Raw genomic sequence first — 17,280 nt, forward strand, 5'->3', positions numbered from 1 at the left:
TTTCATTGTGATATAGTCCTTATTAATTAAAAGCCAGGAGTTATAATATCAATATTATCTATAAATACCTCATTGCTACTATCTACCGCTTTTAATGCTCTCGCATAAATTACAACAATATTTGATGTAGCCTTAAAAGTAAATGTTGTAGTAGTAAATGTATTCTCAGATGAAGATCCTTTACTTGAATTAAAATCATTAGTAATATCAAAATAAGCATCAACATTACTATTATTTGCTGGGTCTGTATTGATATCTTCTTCCGTCGTAATTTCATTATTTAAAATGAATACTTCGGTATTGATTCCTTCTGCTTCAGAACGAGTATCAATAGTAAAAGAATACACAACACCTGCTTCTACTTCTACAAGTTGGTATAAACGTCTAGAATCATTAGAAAGTTTAACAGCTCTTGTTTTTTCTCCGTTTACATAAGAACCATCACTAGAAGAACCTGGTTGTTCATTTGTACCAAAAGCTCCATCTATATAAGCATTTAGAGCGGTATTATTCCATAATGCTCTATAAGGGCTATCTATTTCACCAGCAACATCGTCTACAACTGTTTTACCTGGAGTCATATCCCAAGCATCGGCATTATCACCTGTTACTCCTTGAAAATCATCGGCAGTACCGTTTTGAACAATTGCTTTAAAAGTAGGTTTTACAGCCCCTACAGGAACCGCTTTTGTTTCACTTTTAGAAACACCTGCTTCGTTAGTTGTTGTTAAAGTTACATCATACGTAGCTTCTGCCGGAAAAGTGTGTAATGGACTCACTTCTGTTGATGTAGTTCCGTCTCCAAAATCCCAACTATGTGTAGTTGCTAAAAGAGAAGCGTCTGTAAACTGAACAGTAAGACCATTTACATCAAAAGTAAAATCTGGTACTGTAGATAAAACCAATCCTTCAATATTTTTTGAAACTGAAACCTCAGCATCTAAAAAATTAGTTACTGTTAAAGTTGCTTCAAAAGTATCTGCTGTTTTATAAATATGAGAAGGATTAAAATCTGAATCTAATTCCGTATCTTCTTCAGAGTCCCATGTTAAAGTTTCTCCGTCTCCAAAATTCCAAACTAAAGATTTTGCACCAGAAGTTAAGTTTTCGAAAGTTACCTTAGAATCTATAGAAGTAAAATTAAAATCAACAAAAACAGGAGCTACTGTTGCTGAATCTACAGCTATTAAACCATCTGAACTTGTAGTAGTAAGTTTTACTTTATACTCTCCACCATTGGTATATTTATAATCTGGATTTGCTTCCGAAGAAGTTGTCCCATCACCAAAATCCCATAAATAAGAAGCAGCATCTGTAGAATAACTTCTAAATACGATAGACATGGTATCATCTGCACTTGTACTTGTTGTAAAAAGTGTAGATGGTTGTATATCATTTACATTACCTGTTGGTGGCACAAACTCTTCATACCCGTTGTCATAACAAGAAACAAGACCTAGAAACACAAAAAACAGTGCAAAAATACTGCTATTGAATTTTTTATTTTTTTTATAATTCATAATATTAAATTTTAGAATCTATTATTGTTTAACTATTATATCAAAAGCATCTAGCCTGCACTCTGTACCAGAATTAGTAAGTAAAATAATTACTGATTCATTAAGACCTGCTTCAAACGTAATAGCATGTTTTTTAAATACATCATCTACACGTCCGTCACTACTGTCTGTTCTAGATGCAATAATATTAGCTTCTAATTTAGACTCCGCAAGTGTTGTAGCATTTGGACTGATTAAAGAAACCGTTACGTCTCCTGCATTATTGGTATCTAACTCACTAAAATAAGTTAACACATAAGTTGCTCCAGGAGTAACCTCAATTTCTTGATACCCTACTCTACTACCATCTGCAGGAAATTTAGCAGCTTGTAAACCAGAAGGCAATACACCTAACTCAGATTTTGAGTTGATTTGAAATACTCCTCCCCAATTTGCGGTACTAGGTGATCTCCAAGAATCTCTACCGTCTCCTGTTCCATCAAATAAAGTTCCATCATCAAAACCTGGCTCTCCAATTTCTGGTATCGCTATGGTTGGTACGGCCTGGTTTACAGTTACTAATTTTTCTGTATAAGCAGATTTACCAAGATTGTCTGTTACCGTTAAACCAATAGTATATGTACCTGGACCAGGAAAAGAAAAAATTAATTCTTGATCTTGTAATGTTGCAGGTGCTAATTCTGAAATTTGTGTATTTAAAGCAGCAACATTTTCTGTAACTTCTGCAGAAACCTCATCTTTAGCTGCTTGTAACTGAACTTTTAAACTTTCAATAGAAGCTTCTAAGACCGCTTTTTTGTCTTCATTTACTTCACATGGTAATTTAAACTCAATTTTAGCTATTTCATTTTCTAATGCTACCACAGTTGCTAATTCTGCATCTATAGATTGCTTAAGAATTGGTAGGTCTTTATTTACTAAAGTAACCCCTTCAGACGGTGTTACTGTCCAATCGTACTGTGTACCATTTACAGCTAAATTAGAACCTGCTTGAAAATTAACTTCATAATTAGCCCATAATTCTACATCGTTACAATCAAACTCAGATGTTGTAATATCTGTTGAATTGTAAAAAGGTGTGGGACTTGTAAAATCTTCTAAATCGCCCACTTCTGGTAAGTCGTTACTTACACAAGAGGTTAGAGAAATTACTGTCCCTAACACAATATATTTTAAGTTAAACAAATATTTTTTCATAATTGAGTGTTTTTTAGTATCCATCATTTTGTTTATAAAAATTAGGCAAATTATCTCTTTCTCTTTGTGGAAATGGAAGGTATTTCTTTCCACTAGTATAATTTAAACTATTGTCTGTAGAAAATTTAGACAACACATTATCTGCTTCTCCAAATCTTATTAAATCATACATACGTTGGTTTTCATATACAAACTCAACTCTTCTTTCGTCTAATAAGTCTTGTTTTGTTAAGTTTACTACCTCTTCTAAACCAGCTCTTAGTCTCACTTGATTAAAAGCATCTATAGCTCTTTGGTCTGTAGTACTATCTGAGTTTCCAAGAATAGCTTCTGCATATAACAACAACACATCTGCATATCTTAAAACAATCCAATCATTATCTCCAATTTCACCATCCGTAGGATATTTAGCATTAAAGACATCTACAGTATTATTTGCTAAAAAAGCGCTATACCCTAAAGACATAATAGAAGCAGGAAATCTTACCGGTTGTGCTGTTGGATTCATTACTTCTAAGAATTCTAAAGTTGCAATATTTACACCGTTAGAAGGTCCTTGTAATGTCATTGCAAAACTGTGAGATTCTGAATCTGTTTCTACTTGATCGCCTAAACCACTATCACTAGTTGCATAGTTATCACTACTAACAAGATCGTAAGCTATAGAAAAAATAATTTCGTTGTTAATTTCAAGACCTGAGTTATTAACCCAATCTCCATCAAGAACTGGATCTGATTCTAAATTTGATTCAGAAAAATCACCCGTAAATTCATTCCCAAAAATATGCCCATAATCTACAGCTAAAGTTGCATAATAATCACGGTCTGATAAACCAGCAGCTCTTTCTGTAAACATTAAATCATATTTATAGGTAACATTGTTTTCTACAACTGAAGCTAATAAAAGTTCTGCTTCTACATAGTTCGGGTTTGGTTGACTTAAATATGCTTTTGCAGCTAAAGAAATTGCAGCTCCTTTAGAAGGACGATATCTATTTTGTTCTGCATTGTTTAAGTAAGCAATTGACGTTTTAAAATCTTCAATAATTTTAGCATACACTTCTGCTTCTGGTAATTGAGGATAATCTAAAGCTTCCTTTTCTGTAACATCTAATACTTTGTCTATAAAAGGTATGTTTTGATATGCTCTTACCAAGTTAAAGTGACATAAAGCTCTCATAAAGTAAGCTTCACCAACAGTATATTGTTGACTTTCTGGTGCTAGAAATTTATTATCAATAATAGTATTTGCATGCTTAATAGTATGCATATTATTAGAGTAATACGTTGCTACATCTCCATTATTTGCATCTACATTAAATGCATTAATTGCAGGAAAGTTTCCGTTTTCTGAATTTGCTCTAACATTATCTGATCTTAATTCTGTTAATAAGAATTCGTTTGCAGGAATTTTTTGATAAGAATCTAAAACTCCATTAGATAATGCTATAAATCCATCATCTGTTTGTAGTAACTCCTCTAGCGAAAGTGCTGTAGGATTACTTAAGTCCAGTTCTGTTTCACAACTTGTCAATAAAGCTATAAAAGAAAAACCAACTATTATATTTTTATATATATTTTTCATAATTATTTAAAATTGAAAGTTAATTCCCGCTGAAATTGTTTTAACTATAGGTCCATCTCCTCTTTGGTATCCTGCTGTTAAAGGCGTATTCGCATTGTCTGATGTTTGACCTGCTGCTTCTGGATTAAATCCTTCATAACCTTTAGCTGTAAAGAACAATAAGTTTTCTCCTGCTATGTAAAATCTTAATTTATCAAAATTATATTTTGATGTAAAAGATTCTGGTAATGTATATCCTAAAGTTACATTTCTTAAAGCTACAAAAGATGCATCTTGGATGTGGTCATCAGTAAATCTTCTATGAACTGTTAAGTCTCTATCCGGAAAATTAGATACTTCGTTAACAGCAGACTCACTTGCATAATACAATTGATCTAAATCTGCAACTCTAACTTCTGCTCCATGAGAACCTTGTAATTGAAAAGAAAAATCGAAATCATACAAAGTAAAATCAGAATTAAAACCCCATTCAAAATCTGGGTAAGGACTACCTAATTCTGTTCTATCATCATCATCAATAATTCCGTCTCCGTTTAAATCTTTTACATATACATCTGCATAATCATTGTTAAATCTATTAAAAGGATTATCTACCCATTCTAAAGGAATTTCTTTTTCATATACCCATCCATAAAAAGAAGTAATTGGCTGCCCAACTTTTGCAATAAATTCAGTTGGTCTTGTATCTTGATCAATTCTAGAGATAATTTGTTCGTTATTTCCTAAGCTTGTTACTTCGTTTCTATTTAAAGAAAACTGACCAGAAACACTCCAACGGAAGTCTTCTTTAGACATCAATCTAGAACTAACCTCAAATTCTACTCCTTCATTTTTAACTTCACCAAGGTTTTGTAACCAATTGTCTGTACCATAAGCAGCAGCAGATGGAGCAAAAAGTAATAAATCTTCACTTGTTCTAATATAGTAATCTGCTGTTAAGCTAAAAAGACCTCTACCAAAAGTAACATCTATACCTGGGTTAAATTCTCTTAGTTTTTCCCAACCTAGAATTTGATTTGCTAAAGTTGTTGCTTTTACACCAGTTGTTCCATCATAGCTAATTGTACTATATGCTTCTTCAAACCTGTAAAGAGATTCGAATATGTTATTAGAAATTTGGTTAGAACCAGAAAGACCATAACTTGCTCTTACTTTTAAGAATGATATTAAATTACTTTCTGATAAGAATTTTTCATTAGACATAACCCAACCAAGAGATGCAGCAGGGAAAAATCCGTTTTTAGAATCTGGACCAAATCTTGTACTTGCATCATTACGCACAGATAATTGAAACAAGTATTTTTCATCATAGTTATAATCTAACCTACCAAAAAATGAAACTAATTTTTCGCTTGCATTATCTGTATATGTTGTTCCTCCATCTGCAATAGCAATATTATTGTTAAAGTCGTTAGAGAAACCAACTGCTTCAGATTCTTGTCTATAATTATCACTTTGCATGTACTCAAATCCTAATACTGAATTAAAGTTATGTTTTTTATAACTTGTATCATATTTAAGTAATGACTCGAATGTGTATTGGTTTAACTCATCTCTTCTTTCTAATCTAAAAGATTCTTGATCTCTGTTTTCTTGACCATATAAATAATCTGCTTCGTTACTTTTATTGTGTCTAAAATCACCAGAAATAGTTTGTCTAAAATTAAGTCCTTTTGCTAATTTAAAATCGATATAAGAAGATGCATTTAAACTTAATTTCTTCTTAGTTCTAGATCTTTCCATATAATGTACCAAAGGATGTACGTTTTTAGTGGTAGATAATGTTAAACCACCAGATGTTAAACCACTAGCAACTGGTAAGCCAGTAGCTGGATCTCTAAGAATACTTCTTGGGTTGCTAGGATCTGCAGTAAACGTATGATCAAAAGCTCTAGAAAAACCGTAACTTCCTACACCAAGGTTTTCAAATAATTTTCCTGCATCTGTAGAAACACCTACTTCTGTAGAAAATGGAGTTACATATTTTAAATGTTCTTCATTTAAATATAATGGCACATGCCCCATTTGTCTTAATGGATCAGTAAATCTTGCAGGTACCTTAGTTTGGTCATTATAGTTAACACGTATACTTGCACCATATTTTATTTTTTTATTCTTAGATCTACTATCAATCTTAACTCTAGCATTGTATTTTTTAAAATCATCATTTAAAACAATCCCTTCATCTTCTAAATAACCTAAAGAAGCTGAATAACTAGTTAACTCAGAACCACCTCTGGCAGCAAAAGAATGACTTTGTATAAAACCACCATCAAAAATTTCATCTTGCCAATTTGTTTCACCACCTCCTAATGAAGCAATAAATTCCATAGCTTCTAACTCAGCGTAAGCATTATTATAAGATCCATTATCTGCATTTGCGTTATCACCAACAATTCTACCATAATTAGGGCTGTTTACTGATATTGCACTCACCTGACTCTGTAAACCATCTAACCTTGCTCTTTCTTGCGCTATTGTTGTATTAAAGTTGCTGTTGTTATCAGAATATTTATATCCTGTAAAGCTGTTATAAGAAAATCTTGTTTGACCAGAAATCCCTTCTTTTAAAGTAACTAAAATTACACCATTTGCACCACGAGAACCATAAATAGCCACAGAAGATGCATCTTTTAAAACACTAATAGATTTAATATTATTATTGTCTATAGATCCTAAAATATCTGAATCTGTACCTAGAATTACTCCATCTACCACAATTAAAGGAGAAGAAGAACCAGTAACAGAACCAGGTCCTCTTAATGTAATTTTAGGATCTCCACCCGCTTCAGAAGAAGTTACTTGAATTCTTAAACCTGCAACTCTACCTTTAAGAGCATCTTCTACACGTGCTACTGCTTGGTTTTGAAGATCTTCTCCAGAAACTTTTGTTAAAGCACTTGTTACGTTTTTTTGTTTTTGATTTCCATAACCAACTACAACAATTTCATCTAAAATATTAGAATCTTCGTCTAAGGCTACATTAATTGTTTTTTGATTTGTAAAAGTTACCGTTTTCGTTTTAAAACCTAAGTAAGAAAACTGAATAACATCTCCAGACTTCACGGTAATTTTATAATTACCATCAAAATCGGTACTTGTTCCTTTTGTTGTTCCAACCAGGATAACATTAGCCCCTAATATAGGCTCACTATCCGTTTTAGACATAACATTTCCCGTTACTGTAACACTTTCCTGCGCAAATCCTATTGCACTAAAAAGAAGCATTGCAATAAATACTAACTTAATTTTTAAGTTCATTGTTAATTGTTTTGAATTATTTTTCTTTAAAAAACATTTAATCTTAAATGTCCTTTAAGATTAAAACTGCTATATTTTGATGTAATAGTAACGTCTATCACCTCATTAAATCTTCCTTAAGAGATTATTGTATTACTTCTTGTCTGCAAAATAAGAAGGTCCATCTCCAGTTAAGAAATCTTCTCTTACAGGACTAAATGTGTCAATTAATTGTCCTTCTTCTAAACAAACAGCACTATGCAATAAATTAGGCTCTATATAAACCCCATCTCCTGCTTCTACAATTTGCTTTACACCGTCAATTTCAAATTCGAATTTACCTGAAACCACATAAGTAGCTTGCGTATGAAAATGTTGATGTGGTGCACCTAATGCTCCTTCTTCAAATTTTACGCTTACCATCATAATTTGATTATCGTAACCTAAAAATTTTCTAGAAACTCCTCCACCTAATACTTCCCAATCTAAATCTTTAGAAATCACGTACTTTTCACTAAATCTATTCATTTTTCCCATTTTATTTATTTTTTTTATTTACTTATAATAATAAGAACCTTTCCAATTATACTCCTTATTGCCTATTTTAATTATATGATTTTTATCTGTAGAGTTATCTTTATTAGAGATTATAAAAATTTTGGTTGTAATTTTCTTAGTAGTAATTTCTACTGCAGTATATGCCTCTGTATCTAAAACAATTTTTAAGTTTGTAATACTACTATATGCATTTAAAGCTAGTTCAGAAACAGAACTATAACTACCATGAGACTCTATTACAGAAGCAAAAGTGGTGTTTTGAGTATTTTTTCTTCGGATAATAAAAGAAGGTTCTTTACGTAAATTATATTCCGGATCGTTGGCACCAATTCTTGCCAAAATTAACTCATCATTTGTATTAGAAGCAGTTGTTAATGTGTAGAATAAATCATTATTTTTCCATGAGAACACCGTATTATCTGTTGCAGGTTTTCCTGAAGCCTCTTTCCATAAATGTTGATAACCATTCTTTTTTCCTAAAGGATTTAGTTGATCATACGTTTCAAACTCAAAATTAGTTTTCATAATATGACCTAAATAATAATAAGGTAAATCATATTGTTTTTTACTATCTGATTTTATTTTGAAAAGATCTATTGTAAATGGTCTTTCAAAATCTTCATCTTTAATTAAGGCTAGGGTTCTAAGCATTTCCGTACCAGGATACGCATTTACCTCTGTTGCACTTAATATCTGTATATTAGGATTTTTATCATCATAAAAATATAAGTCTGAATGGTGTTTGGTTCCAATCTCAAACTTACCCTCAAAATGACTTTCTTCATTTATGGTAATCGTATTATGTGCAATGGTTTGTTTTGCCCATGTTTGGTTTTCTTTTAAATAATTACCTCCACCTTTTTGTTCAATATTTACAAAACGAGCTAAACCATAATCTTGTAATACTTCATTACCCTTTTCATGTAAAGAGAAAGATAATTTGTCATAATGACCATGACTAGAACCATGTGAAGCGTATTTATATACCAACTCTAAATTATCACTTCTTAAAATACCAACTCCTCCTTCGTCTCCTTTTTTACCGTCAGATAAATTCACAGATTTTTTTGTGAAAGGTTTTTCTAAGCCATCTTTAATTCCTATTGCAATTGCTAAACCAGTATCATCTAAAACAACTCTATCTTGTTTTTTAGCAATGCTTAACAACTCAGGGTTTTCTCCTCCAAACTTATAAGCGATGTCTACTGCAGAAACCAACGCTGCTGTATAATAAGACATTCCTTTCTGACCATCATTTAATGGAAAAAAATCTCCATCGGCATCCGATAAGTTTAGTAAAGCATCTACTGCTTTTAATAAAACGCCATCTTTGTATTCAAATATTTTTAATTCTGGTTTTACATTGTGTAATGCTTCAGCAAAAATTAAAAAAGGATACATGGCATAACGTTGGTAATAAGGACCTTCATTATAATATCCATCAGGAGAAAAAGGTTCGTCTAAGTTTCCGAAAAAGCCTAATCTTAATCCTTCAACTTTAATAAAACCACCATCATTATCTCTCATTCCAGTATTTAAATTATCCGTTTTTAAGCCGTTTAATGCATTGTCTAACAATTCATCGTTGTCCATAACCAAAGCAATCATTCCAACAGCTACATTACCCCAAGTACTATGGTTATGTACTCTGTTAAAAAACTGTGGATTACCTTCTGATATAAATTTAGCAAACGGAATAAATAAATCATTTTCTAATGTTTCTCTTTCTTCTTTTGATAACCAATCATAAACGCAATCATAAGCTTGTGCAGAATACACTAACCAATTAGAATCATTTAAACATTGCCAAAATAATTTACCTCTTGCATAAGATCTTGTTTGTGGATGTACAGGTAATGTTGGATATAATTTTGCATACGCAAACAACATATCTTTAACATAGTTTGCATATTTTTCATCATTCAAAATCTGAAATAAGACTCCAGCTTTTTGAATAATTATAAAGTTTTTCTTGTGACGTTCATGCGTATAACCTCCAGATAAATCTTTAGGAATAGGAACTAATATTCCTAATTCTATTTCGGCATCTACTTCTGCTTTTGTATCTGCTAACGTTTTATCAAAAATAGGCACATTGCCTAAGTTTTTTCTAATGTTATCTACACCTTTTTTCGTTAAAATCAATTTAGGATGTGAACCCTCATTTTCTACGTCATCATTAGCATTCTCTGTTGTTTTATTACAAGAGATCGCAATAAAACTAATAAAAAAAAGAGCTATTAATTGTATGCTAAATTTTTTCATATATAAATTGAAATTAAAATTGGTTAACCAGATTGGTGTACCAAATATATGGCTAATTAGTATTTTAACAAAATAATAGTATATAAAATAGTGAATTTAACATAATTTACAGGCAGAATTTCATCTTTTTACATTATTGATGTTATAAAAAACCAAAAAAAAAGGCCCATTTATATTAAATAAATGGGCCTTTAAAGTAATAATTCAAAAAACTACTCAATAATTATTTTTATAGAACCTACTAAGTCATTACTTATAACCTTTAAAACATAAACTCATTTAGAAAATCAGACAATTCAATTGTTTTTTTGTCTGTATATATTCTTCTTAAACGGATATTGAAAAAAAATTAAAAGAACGATTAGAGGTCTAATATATTTTATTAATACATTAGCTTCATCACTAAATTTTCTTCAGTCTTAATTTCCCCTGAATTAATTAGTGTATTATTAGATTCTACGTTGTTTTTTGCTCCCCATAAAATAGAAACAAACTCCACTTTATTGTTTTTAAATACATTCTTAGTAATGTTTACATTCACAATACCTCTATGATTTAACAACATACCATTTTCTTCTTTACTTCCACATTCTGTAAAAGTACTATTAGAAACCAATAAGTTTCCGCCAATAGTAGACTCATCATAACCACCTCTGTAATAGTCTATCACATTTTGCTTAACATTTGTAAACTGACAGTTATCTACCGTTAAATACTCTGTATTATAGTCTCCTCTATCATTTGTTTCTTCAGATAACTCAATACCGTTTTCACAATTGGTAATGGTGCTATTTTTAAAGGTTACTTCTTCTGCAAATGTCTGTTTGTATGCTTTTAACACATAATCAAAATTATTAATATCACATCCAGAAACTGTCAATCCAAAATGGTTAGACATGTTTTTATTTAAGTTTGCAAAAGCTTGCTGTTTTCCGTTTCCAGAAAGCACAATGTTATTAATGGTTAAAATTCCGTACGGATTCAAGTTAAATAAAGGCGTATTATCTGCTCCCTCAAAAACAATTTCCGCTTTTTCATCATCCTTAGATTGAATTGTTATTGATTTATTAATAACAAGAGATGCTGAAACTTTATATGTACCAGAACTCAACGCAATAACATCACCTGGTTTAGCAGAAGCTATTGCCGCTTCTAATTCACCTTTAGCATTTGTAACCGCTAAAACATTTGGTGTTGCAGCTTCTACTACATTAGAATACCAAGAGGCTCCGTATTTTGTTTTATCTAAAATTGCGGGATCTTTCATTAATCCTTGAACTGCTGCTCCTATAGAGTTTGAGGTTTCTCTAGAGTTTCCAAAAATATCATGTTTAATAGTTTCAAAACCAAAACCGTTGTAAACATCAAAATCACTCGTTAATTTTGGCATATAAATATGCTCACTCAATTTTGTTAATTCAAATTCGGTAGCTTGTATTCTTTCTGAATTATCGAAACCTACACCCTGATTATTAATAATATTATTTTTAAATTTTACTCCATCCGCTTTATCATGTTCTATAATTGGAGTTTCATCTCCTACACTGTTGTAAATAATGTTATTTGCAACAACTGTTCTAAGCGCTCTTGCAGAACGAATTTCCGACTTAGGTAATACAGCTGCTTGAGCAATATTGGTACCTACACCAAATTGCCAAGGAGATTTAGAATCTACATACGTATTATATGCAACTACAACATCGGTAACTTGATTGTATCTATTTAATGGCGATTTAGGAATACCATTCATAATAGCTAATGGACTTCTAAAATTTTCTCCTATAATTTTATAAAAATAATTATTGATAATCCAGTGTCCGGTATTTACAATTCTAATTCCACCAAATTGTTTATTTACACCATCACCAATAAAATAATTACCATCAATAGTAACGTAATTTCCATGACGGGTTACAACAGAACCTTCACTTTTATAAAAAACGTTATTTTTAATGATATTAAAATTTGTCTTACTAGAAATTATTTCAACTTCTCCATTACATTCTTCAAATAAATTGTTTGCAATGGTTGTATTACTTGGAGACATAGATGTAAAACTACTTCCTAATTGAATAGTTTCTCCTCTTGCACCACCTTTTCTAGGTCTTGGTCCAAAATGATTATTTATAATTTGGTGATAATTTCTAATGCTTTGGTTTCCTTTTAGATCTACTCTAACGGTTGGTCCTCCATTTGTTTTACCAGCAATATAGTTATTACTTAATTCGTTGTGCGTACCATAAAGTTGCACCCATAAATTATCTTGATCTCGCTCTAAACTGTTATAATCTAAAATAACGCAATTGGTAACTTTACTATAGTTTGCTACATTTTCATCTGTAATTCTAAAACCAATAACATTTTTAAACGGAGAATATCCGTTTCTAAAAAACAATCCATTTGCTTCTAAATAACTACCTCCCATTTGTAAACTAGAAACACCTTCAATAAAAACTTTACCGGCATTTTCTGCTTTTAAAACAATAGGATTTTCTTTTGTTCCTTCACCCTCAAAAACAATTTCTACGTCTTTGTAAATTCCGTCTTTAATAACAATATTATCTCCTGGTTGCGCATTTTTTGCTGCCTCTATTAGTTCAGATGAATTTGTTACAACAATACTTTTAGCTACTTTTTGCTCACAAGAAACGATTAGCAATAGTAAACTGATAATTAGAAGTGTTTTTTTCATTTTCTTTTAGTTAATATGTTTTGGGTAAACTCTTATAAAATTTTTAGAGACTGCTAACCCTAAAAAAGTATGTTGTTTTTAAAATAGTACATAAATTATTTGGTAAAATAAAAACTGGTTTACCAAATTGGTTTACCAAATATAGTTACTAATTTTGGAATGCTAAAACTATTTAAGAAGAATTAATAGTTTCATTAAGAACTCATTAATTTTATGTTTCAAAAATTAAAAATAAATATAGGTACATAAGTTTAACTAATTACACTTTAAAAGCATTATTTAATATAGCATTTTAATACTTTTACTATTATTGAATCTTTTGTAAAAACAACAAAATACAATCCTTTAGAAAAACCACTAACATCTACCTTTTTATTATTTAACCTCTTTTCTATAGAAATATTTCTACCAGTATTATCAAACAACGCAACTTTATCATACGCATCTGAATCTGCATTTTTAAATTCTATTTCATTAGACGATGGATTTGGAAATAATAAAATATTTCCTGCTTTCGCTTTTAAATCATCAACAGAAAGTAATCCTGTTATTTCTTCAATACTAAAATCTGCATATTTTACTATTTCATCTTGCAGATCTTGTTTATTATTTAAACTTCTATAAATACCCCATTTGGGTCTTGCAAATTCTGCACCATCCTGCCAAGTATCTAATGGACTATTAGAATAACTAAATATTTCTTCATTATTAGAAACCTTTCTTATTTCTAAAGAATAGCTCCCTACATCATCAAATTTAATATGCTCTGTTACTTCTACCCAATTCCCTCTAAATAAATCTAAGTTTGCCGTTTTTAAAGTAGTCTGATCATTGGTTGCCGTATATCTTAACTCTAATTTATCTGGATTTCCTTTTCTTAAAGTAAAAGAAATCATAGGTATAGATGCATATGCTCCACCAACTGCTTTTATTTGATGAATATGTGTAAAACTTGCTGAAGTTTTAAAAGAATCACTTAACTTAAATTTCCATTTATATGTTACAGTTTCTCCTTTTGTCGCCTTTAAAGTTTCAGGAGAATCTGCGTACGTTTTTATTTCATTACGTTGTCTATCAAACTTTTTACAACGATCATTATCTGGAGTTACATGAATATGAAAACGAAAAATATTTTTATTTAATTCTGTATCAAAAACTTCATCTATATGATTTCCAAAATCTGCATGATTGCAATCTGGAGCCTCTACAGCACTTCTGTTTGGATTAGCAAAAACAGCATTTATCAACTCATACGTATTTCCAGGACCATCGGCACTTAATACAACCTGACTAAAAATTGTTTGTGATACTAAAGTCAAAAAAGCAATACCAAAAAGAAATTTTTTCATCATCAGAAAATATATTTATTGCTTTAAACCAATATTACCTACATCATTATTTACTTTTAATAATGGTGATTTATCACTTGGAATAAAAAGGAAATTATCATCCCATCGAGGGTTTTTATAAATTAAATTTTCCTTTTTAGCATTATCACTTATTTTAACAAAACCACTTTTGTGAATTAAACAATTAGAAATACTATTATTAGAACCTTTTAGAGAAACAGGTGTTACAACCTTATAACTATCTTCAATCACAGAATTTGTAATGGAAACATTGCTAATTCCATCTGCTCTAATAATTTCACCTTTTTCGTTATTAAAAACGTTACTAAAAATTGAATTATTTATAATTAAATTTCCACCAGGAATTTCTGTCGATACCGTTTTTCTATAATAACTAATTGCTGCTTCTTCAATATTTTTAAAAACAGTGTTGTCTATAATAATAGTATTCGCATTGTAAAGTTCCATAATATCTTTATCATAAGATAAATTTAGCCCTCTATAGTTGTTTTCAAATCTAGAATTTATAAAACTTAACGTGTCTGCTTTTGTACCATTATAGGCTTTAAAAACGCTTCCTCCATTTTTATTCGTAAAGTTTTGGAAGATAATATTATCTACAAATAAATTATAAAGTCCGCCTTCTTGTTTATCAGGAGAAACAATAGCATATTTTAATTCAGAATTTACACCATCTAGAATTGCATTGCTAATATGTAGGTTTACCCCTTCATTTACCCTAAACAAATAACTAATTGGTTTTTCTAAATCTTTTTTGGCCGCTATAATGGTAGCACCGCCTTTATCTCCAACAATAGTAATATTCTTAGATACTTTAATTGATTTTTCTAAAATATACTCTCCTGTTTTTAAATTTAAAACAGAACCTGGAGACGCTTTATCAATCGCTTTTCTTAAAGTTTCTATACCAGGTTCTACGGTAATTTCTTCAGCTTTAATAATTGGAGCAACAATATTAGGTGTCCACCCCGGACCAGATCTTAACTTTAAAGCTCTTGGTAAATTGTTAGCATCCAAATTAAAAGCGCCTGCATTAAAAACTTCTCTTATATTATTATTGATATCTTTTTCTAGACTTTTACTATTTTTAGTAACGACTAACAAGTCGTTATTCTTAGCGGTTGGCACAGGAAAAGAACCTATTTCTTTCCAATCTATTTTGGTTGCATTAAAACCATTAATAGCCTGTGGTGTTGCCGCATCTATATAATTATTATTGAAAGTGATTCCCGAAACGTTATCAACAAATAAAATATTTTTTCCTGGCTTGTCGTTAAAAACTAAATTGTTTGAAAAATTAGTATTTATAGGTGCCAACGTTTTTTCATCATCTTTACCTTCTCCGAAGGAAATTGGCCCAGAATTGATAATCGTATTATTCTGAATATCTACATTCTTTACTTGTTCATATCTATTTAATGGTGAGTTTGGTACTCCATTCATCACGACAATTGGTCCTCTATAGCCATCTCCTAACAAACCAACAAATAAATTATTTCTGATAATATGATTAGAATTGATTACCCTAACTCCACCTGTTTTAGAAACACCGTTTCCTAAAAAAACATTTCTTTCTACCAAAGCATTATCACCATGTCTTAGCGTTAACGCACCTTGGCTACCTACAAATAAGTTATCTCTATAAATATTGTCTCCAGATTTATTAGAAATAATTTCTATTTCACCGTCACAACTTGCAAAAATATTTTTTTCTACTAAAGTTTTAGATGATTTTTTAGAGTTCGTACTAGTACCAATTCTAATTGTTTCTCCTCCGTTTTTACCTAAATCTGGTCTTTTACCAAAAAAGTTATTATCTATTCTATGATTATTTTCTACATGTTCTTCTCCTTTAAGCCAAACCACCAAAGTAGTTCCTTCACTAATTTTACCTGTAAAGTTATTATGATCTACTCGGTTATTTTTACCCCAAAGATCTACCCAATGGTCTTTTAAATTTTCTTTAGATTTAAAATAAGAAATTGTAGAATTTGTTAAGCGACAGTTATTTGCGAATATTTTAGAATCTTTTCTAAACTGAACAACCGATTTATAGGTTGTATTACCATCTTTAAACCACAAACCACTTACAATTATAAATTCTCCATAAATATTTAAAGTTGAGTTTCCTGTAATAATTACTTCTCCTGGAGTTTCTGCTTTTACTAAAATAGGATTACCTTCTTCACCTTGTCCATAAGCATGTAACTCTACATCTTCCCAAACTCCATTTTTTAATACAATTATAGTACCTGGTTTTGCCGATTTTATAGTTTTGTTATATTCTGTGATATTAGAAACTAAAACTTCTTGTGCTAAGAAATCAAAACTAAAAAATGATAAAATTGATATAAATACTAAGGCTAATTTTTTCATATAGAGGTAATAATTTATTGATGTACTAATTAAAATCAAAAAGTGAACCAATTTATAAAAACATCAAAATTTGATCTTCATTATAAATTGGTAAACCAATTTGGTTAACCAAATATACGTGTTTTTTATTAAATAAAAAAATGGCAAAATTTATAAAGTTCAAAAGGAAATATTTTTAACACTTTAATGTATAAAGCAACAATGCTTAACATCTCATAAAAACACTCTTTGACAATCAATTACTCAATAATAAAATACATCATTATTTAAAAAAAAGATAAGCAACATTTTGATATAATGTTATCTAAAAGCACAATCATAATCTATGTATGATAGTTTATAATATTTTTACGGTAGAAAATTAAATCCTTGAAGAAAAGAAGAATATTTAAAGAAATTGGAAGGTTGTTTTTTGTTTATGATTTTTCTTAATAAGTGAATAAGAATAAATTGTTGTGAAATAGGAAAAATTTCCAT

The 17,280-nt window shown here is 30.3% G+C and carries 9 protein-coding genes; all 9 read right to left on the reverse strand.

Annotated features, from left to right (window positions below):
* Positions 1-26: 26 nt before the first annotated feature.
* Positions 27-1,520: a PKD domain-containing protein gene (locus GQS57_RS12360; protein WP_165733154.1), complete on the reverse strand. Its 1,494-nt coding sequence runs from the start codon at positions 1,518-1,520 to the stop codon at positions 27-29.
* 21 nt (positions 1,521-1,541) lie between these two features.
* The gene (locus tag GQS57_RS12365; protein ID WP_240915472.1) at positions 1,542-2,717 is read right to left on the reverse strand and encodes a hypothetical protein; all 1,176 of its coding nucleotides are present in this window, start codon (positions 2,715-2,717) and stop codon (positions 1,542-1,544) included.
* Positions 2,718-2,730: 13 nt separating this feature from the next.
* Positions 2,731-4,302, reverse strand: a complete 1,572-nt coding sequence (locus tag GQS57_RS12370; protein WP_165733155.1) for a RagB/SusD family nutrient uptake outer membrane protein — start codon at positions 4,300-4,302, stop codon at positions 2,731-2,733.
* A 6-nt stretch (positions 4,303-4,308) separates the two neighbouring features.
* Positions 4,309-7,563 (reverse strand): SusC/RagA family TonB-linked outer membrane protein, encoded by a 3,255-nt coding sequence (locus GQS57_RS12375; protein ID WP_165733156.1) that lies wholly within the window; start codon positions 7,561-7,563, stop codon positions 4,309-4,311.
* Between the two features lie 132 nt (positions 7,564-7,695).
* Complete coding sequence (locus GQS57_RS12380) at positions 7,696-8,070, reverse strand: cupin domain-containing protein (protein WP_165733157.1); 375 nt, start codon at positions 8,068-8,070, stop codon at positions 7,696-7,698.
* 27 nt (positions 8,071-8,097) lie between these two features.
* The gene (locus tag GQS57_RS12385) at positions 8,098-10,365 is read right to left on the reverse strand and encodes an alginate lyase family protein (protein WP_165733158.1); all 2,268 of its coding nucleotides are present in this window, start codon (positions 10,363-10,365) and stop codon (positions 8,098-8,100) included.
* A 382-nt stretch (positions 10,366-10,747) separates the two neighbouring features.
* Positions 10,748-13,057 (reverse strand): chondroitinase-B domain-containing protein, encoded by a 2,310-nt coding sequence (locus GQS57_RS12390; RefSeq protein WP_165733159.1) that lies wholly within the window; start codon positions 13,055-13,057, stop codon positions 10,748-10,750.
* Between the two features lie 275 nt (positions 13,058-13,332).
* Complete coding sequence (locus GQS57_RS12395; protein WP_240915473.1) at positions 13,333-14,409, reverse strand: T9SS type A sorting domain-containing protein; 1,077 nt, start codon at positions 14,407-14,409, stop codon at positions 13,333-13,335.
* A 12-nt stretch (positions 14,410-14,421) separates the two neighbouring features.
* On the reverse strand, positions 14,422-16,803 hold the full coding sequence (locus GQS57_RS12400) for a polysaccharide lyase 6 family protein (protein ID WP_165733160.1): 2,382 nt from the start codon (positions 16,801-16,803) through the stop codon (positions 14,422-14,424).
* Positions 16,804-17,280: the final 477 nt, after the last annotated feature.

This window comes from Polaribacter sp. 20A6, assembly GCF_011378915.1.
In the GTDB taxonomy this organism is placed as follows: domain Bacteria; phylum Bacteroidota; class Bacteroidia; order Flavobacteriales; family Flavobacteriaceae; genus Polaribacter; species Polaribacter sejongensis.

Excerpts from the sequence above, each read along its gene's own strand:
- GQS57_RS12400 (WP_165733160.1), bottom strand. The coding sequence starts at position 16,803 with ATGAAAAAATTAGCCTTAGTATTTATATCAATTTTATCATTTTTTAGT.
- GQS57_RS12370 (WP_165733155.1), bottom strand. The coding sequence starts at position 4,302 with ATGAAAAATATATATAAAAATATAATAGTTGGTTTTTCTTTTATAGCT.
- GQS57_RS12380 (WP_165733157.1), bottom strand. The coding sequence starts at position 8,070 with ATGAATAGATTTAGTGAAAAGTACGTGATTTCTAAAGATTTAGATTGG.
- GQS57_RS12375 (WP_165733156.1), bottom strand. The coding sequence starts at position 7,563 with ATGAACTTAAAAATTAAGTTAGTATTTATTGCAATGCTTCTTTTTAGT.
- GQS57_RS12365 (WP_240915472.1), bottom strand. The coding sequence starts at position 2,717 with ATGAAAAAATATTTGTTTAACTTAAAATATATTGTGTTAGGGACAGTA.
- GQS57_RS12360 (WP_165733154.1), bottom strand. The coding sequence starts at position 1,520 with ATGAATTATAAAAAAAATAAAAAATTCAATAGCAGTATTTTTGCACTG.
- GQS57_RS12385 (WP_165733158.1), bottom strand. The coding sequence starts at position 10,365 with ATGAAAAAATTTAGCATACAATTAATAGCTCTTTTTTTTATTAGTTTT.
- GQS57_RS12390 (WP_165733159.1), bottom strand. The coding sequence starts at position 13,057 with ATGAAAAAAACACTTCTAATTATCAGTTTACTATTGCTAATCGTTTCT.
- GQS57_RS12395 (WP_240915473.1), bottom strand. The coding sequence starts at position 14,409 with ATGATGAAAAAATTTCTTTTTGGTATTGCTTTTTTGACTTTAGTATCA.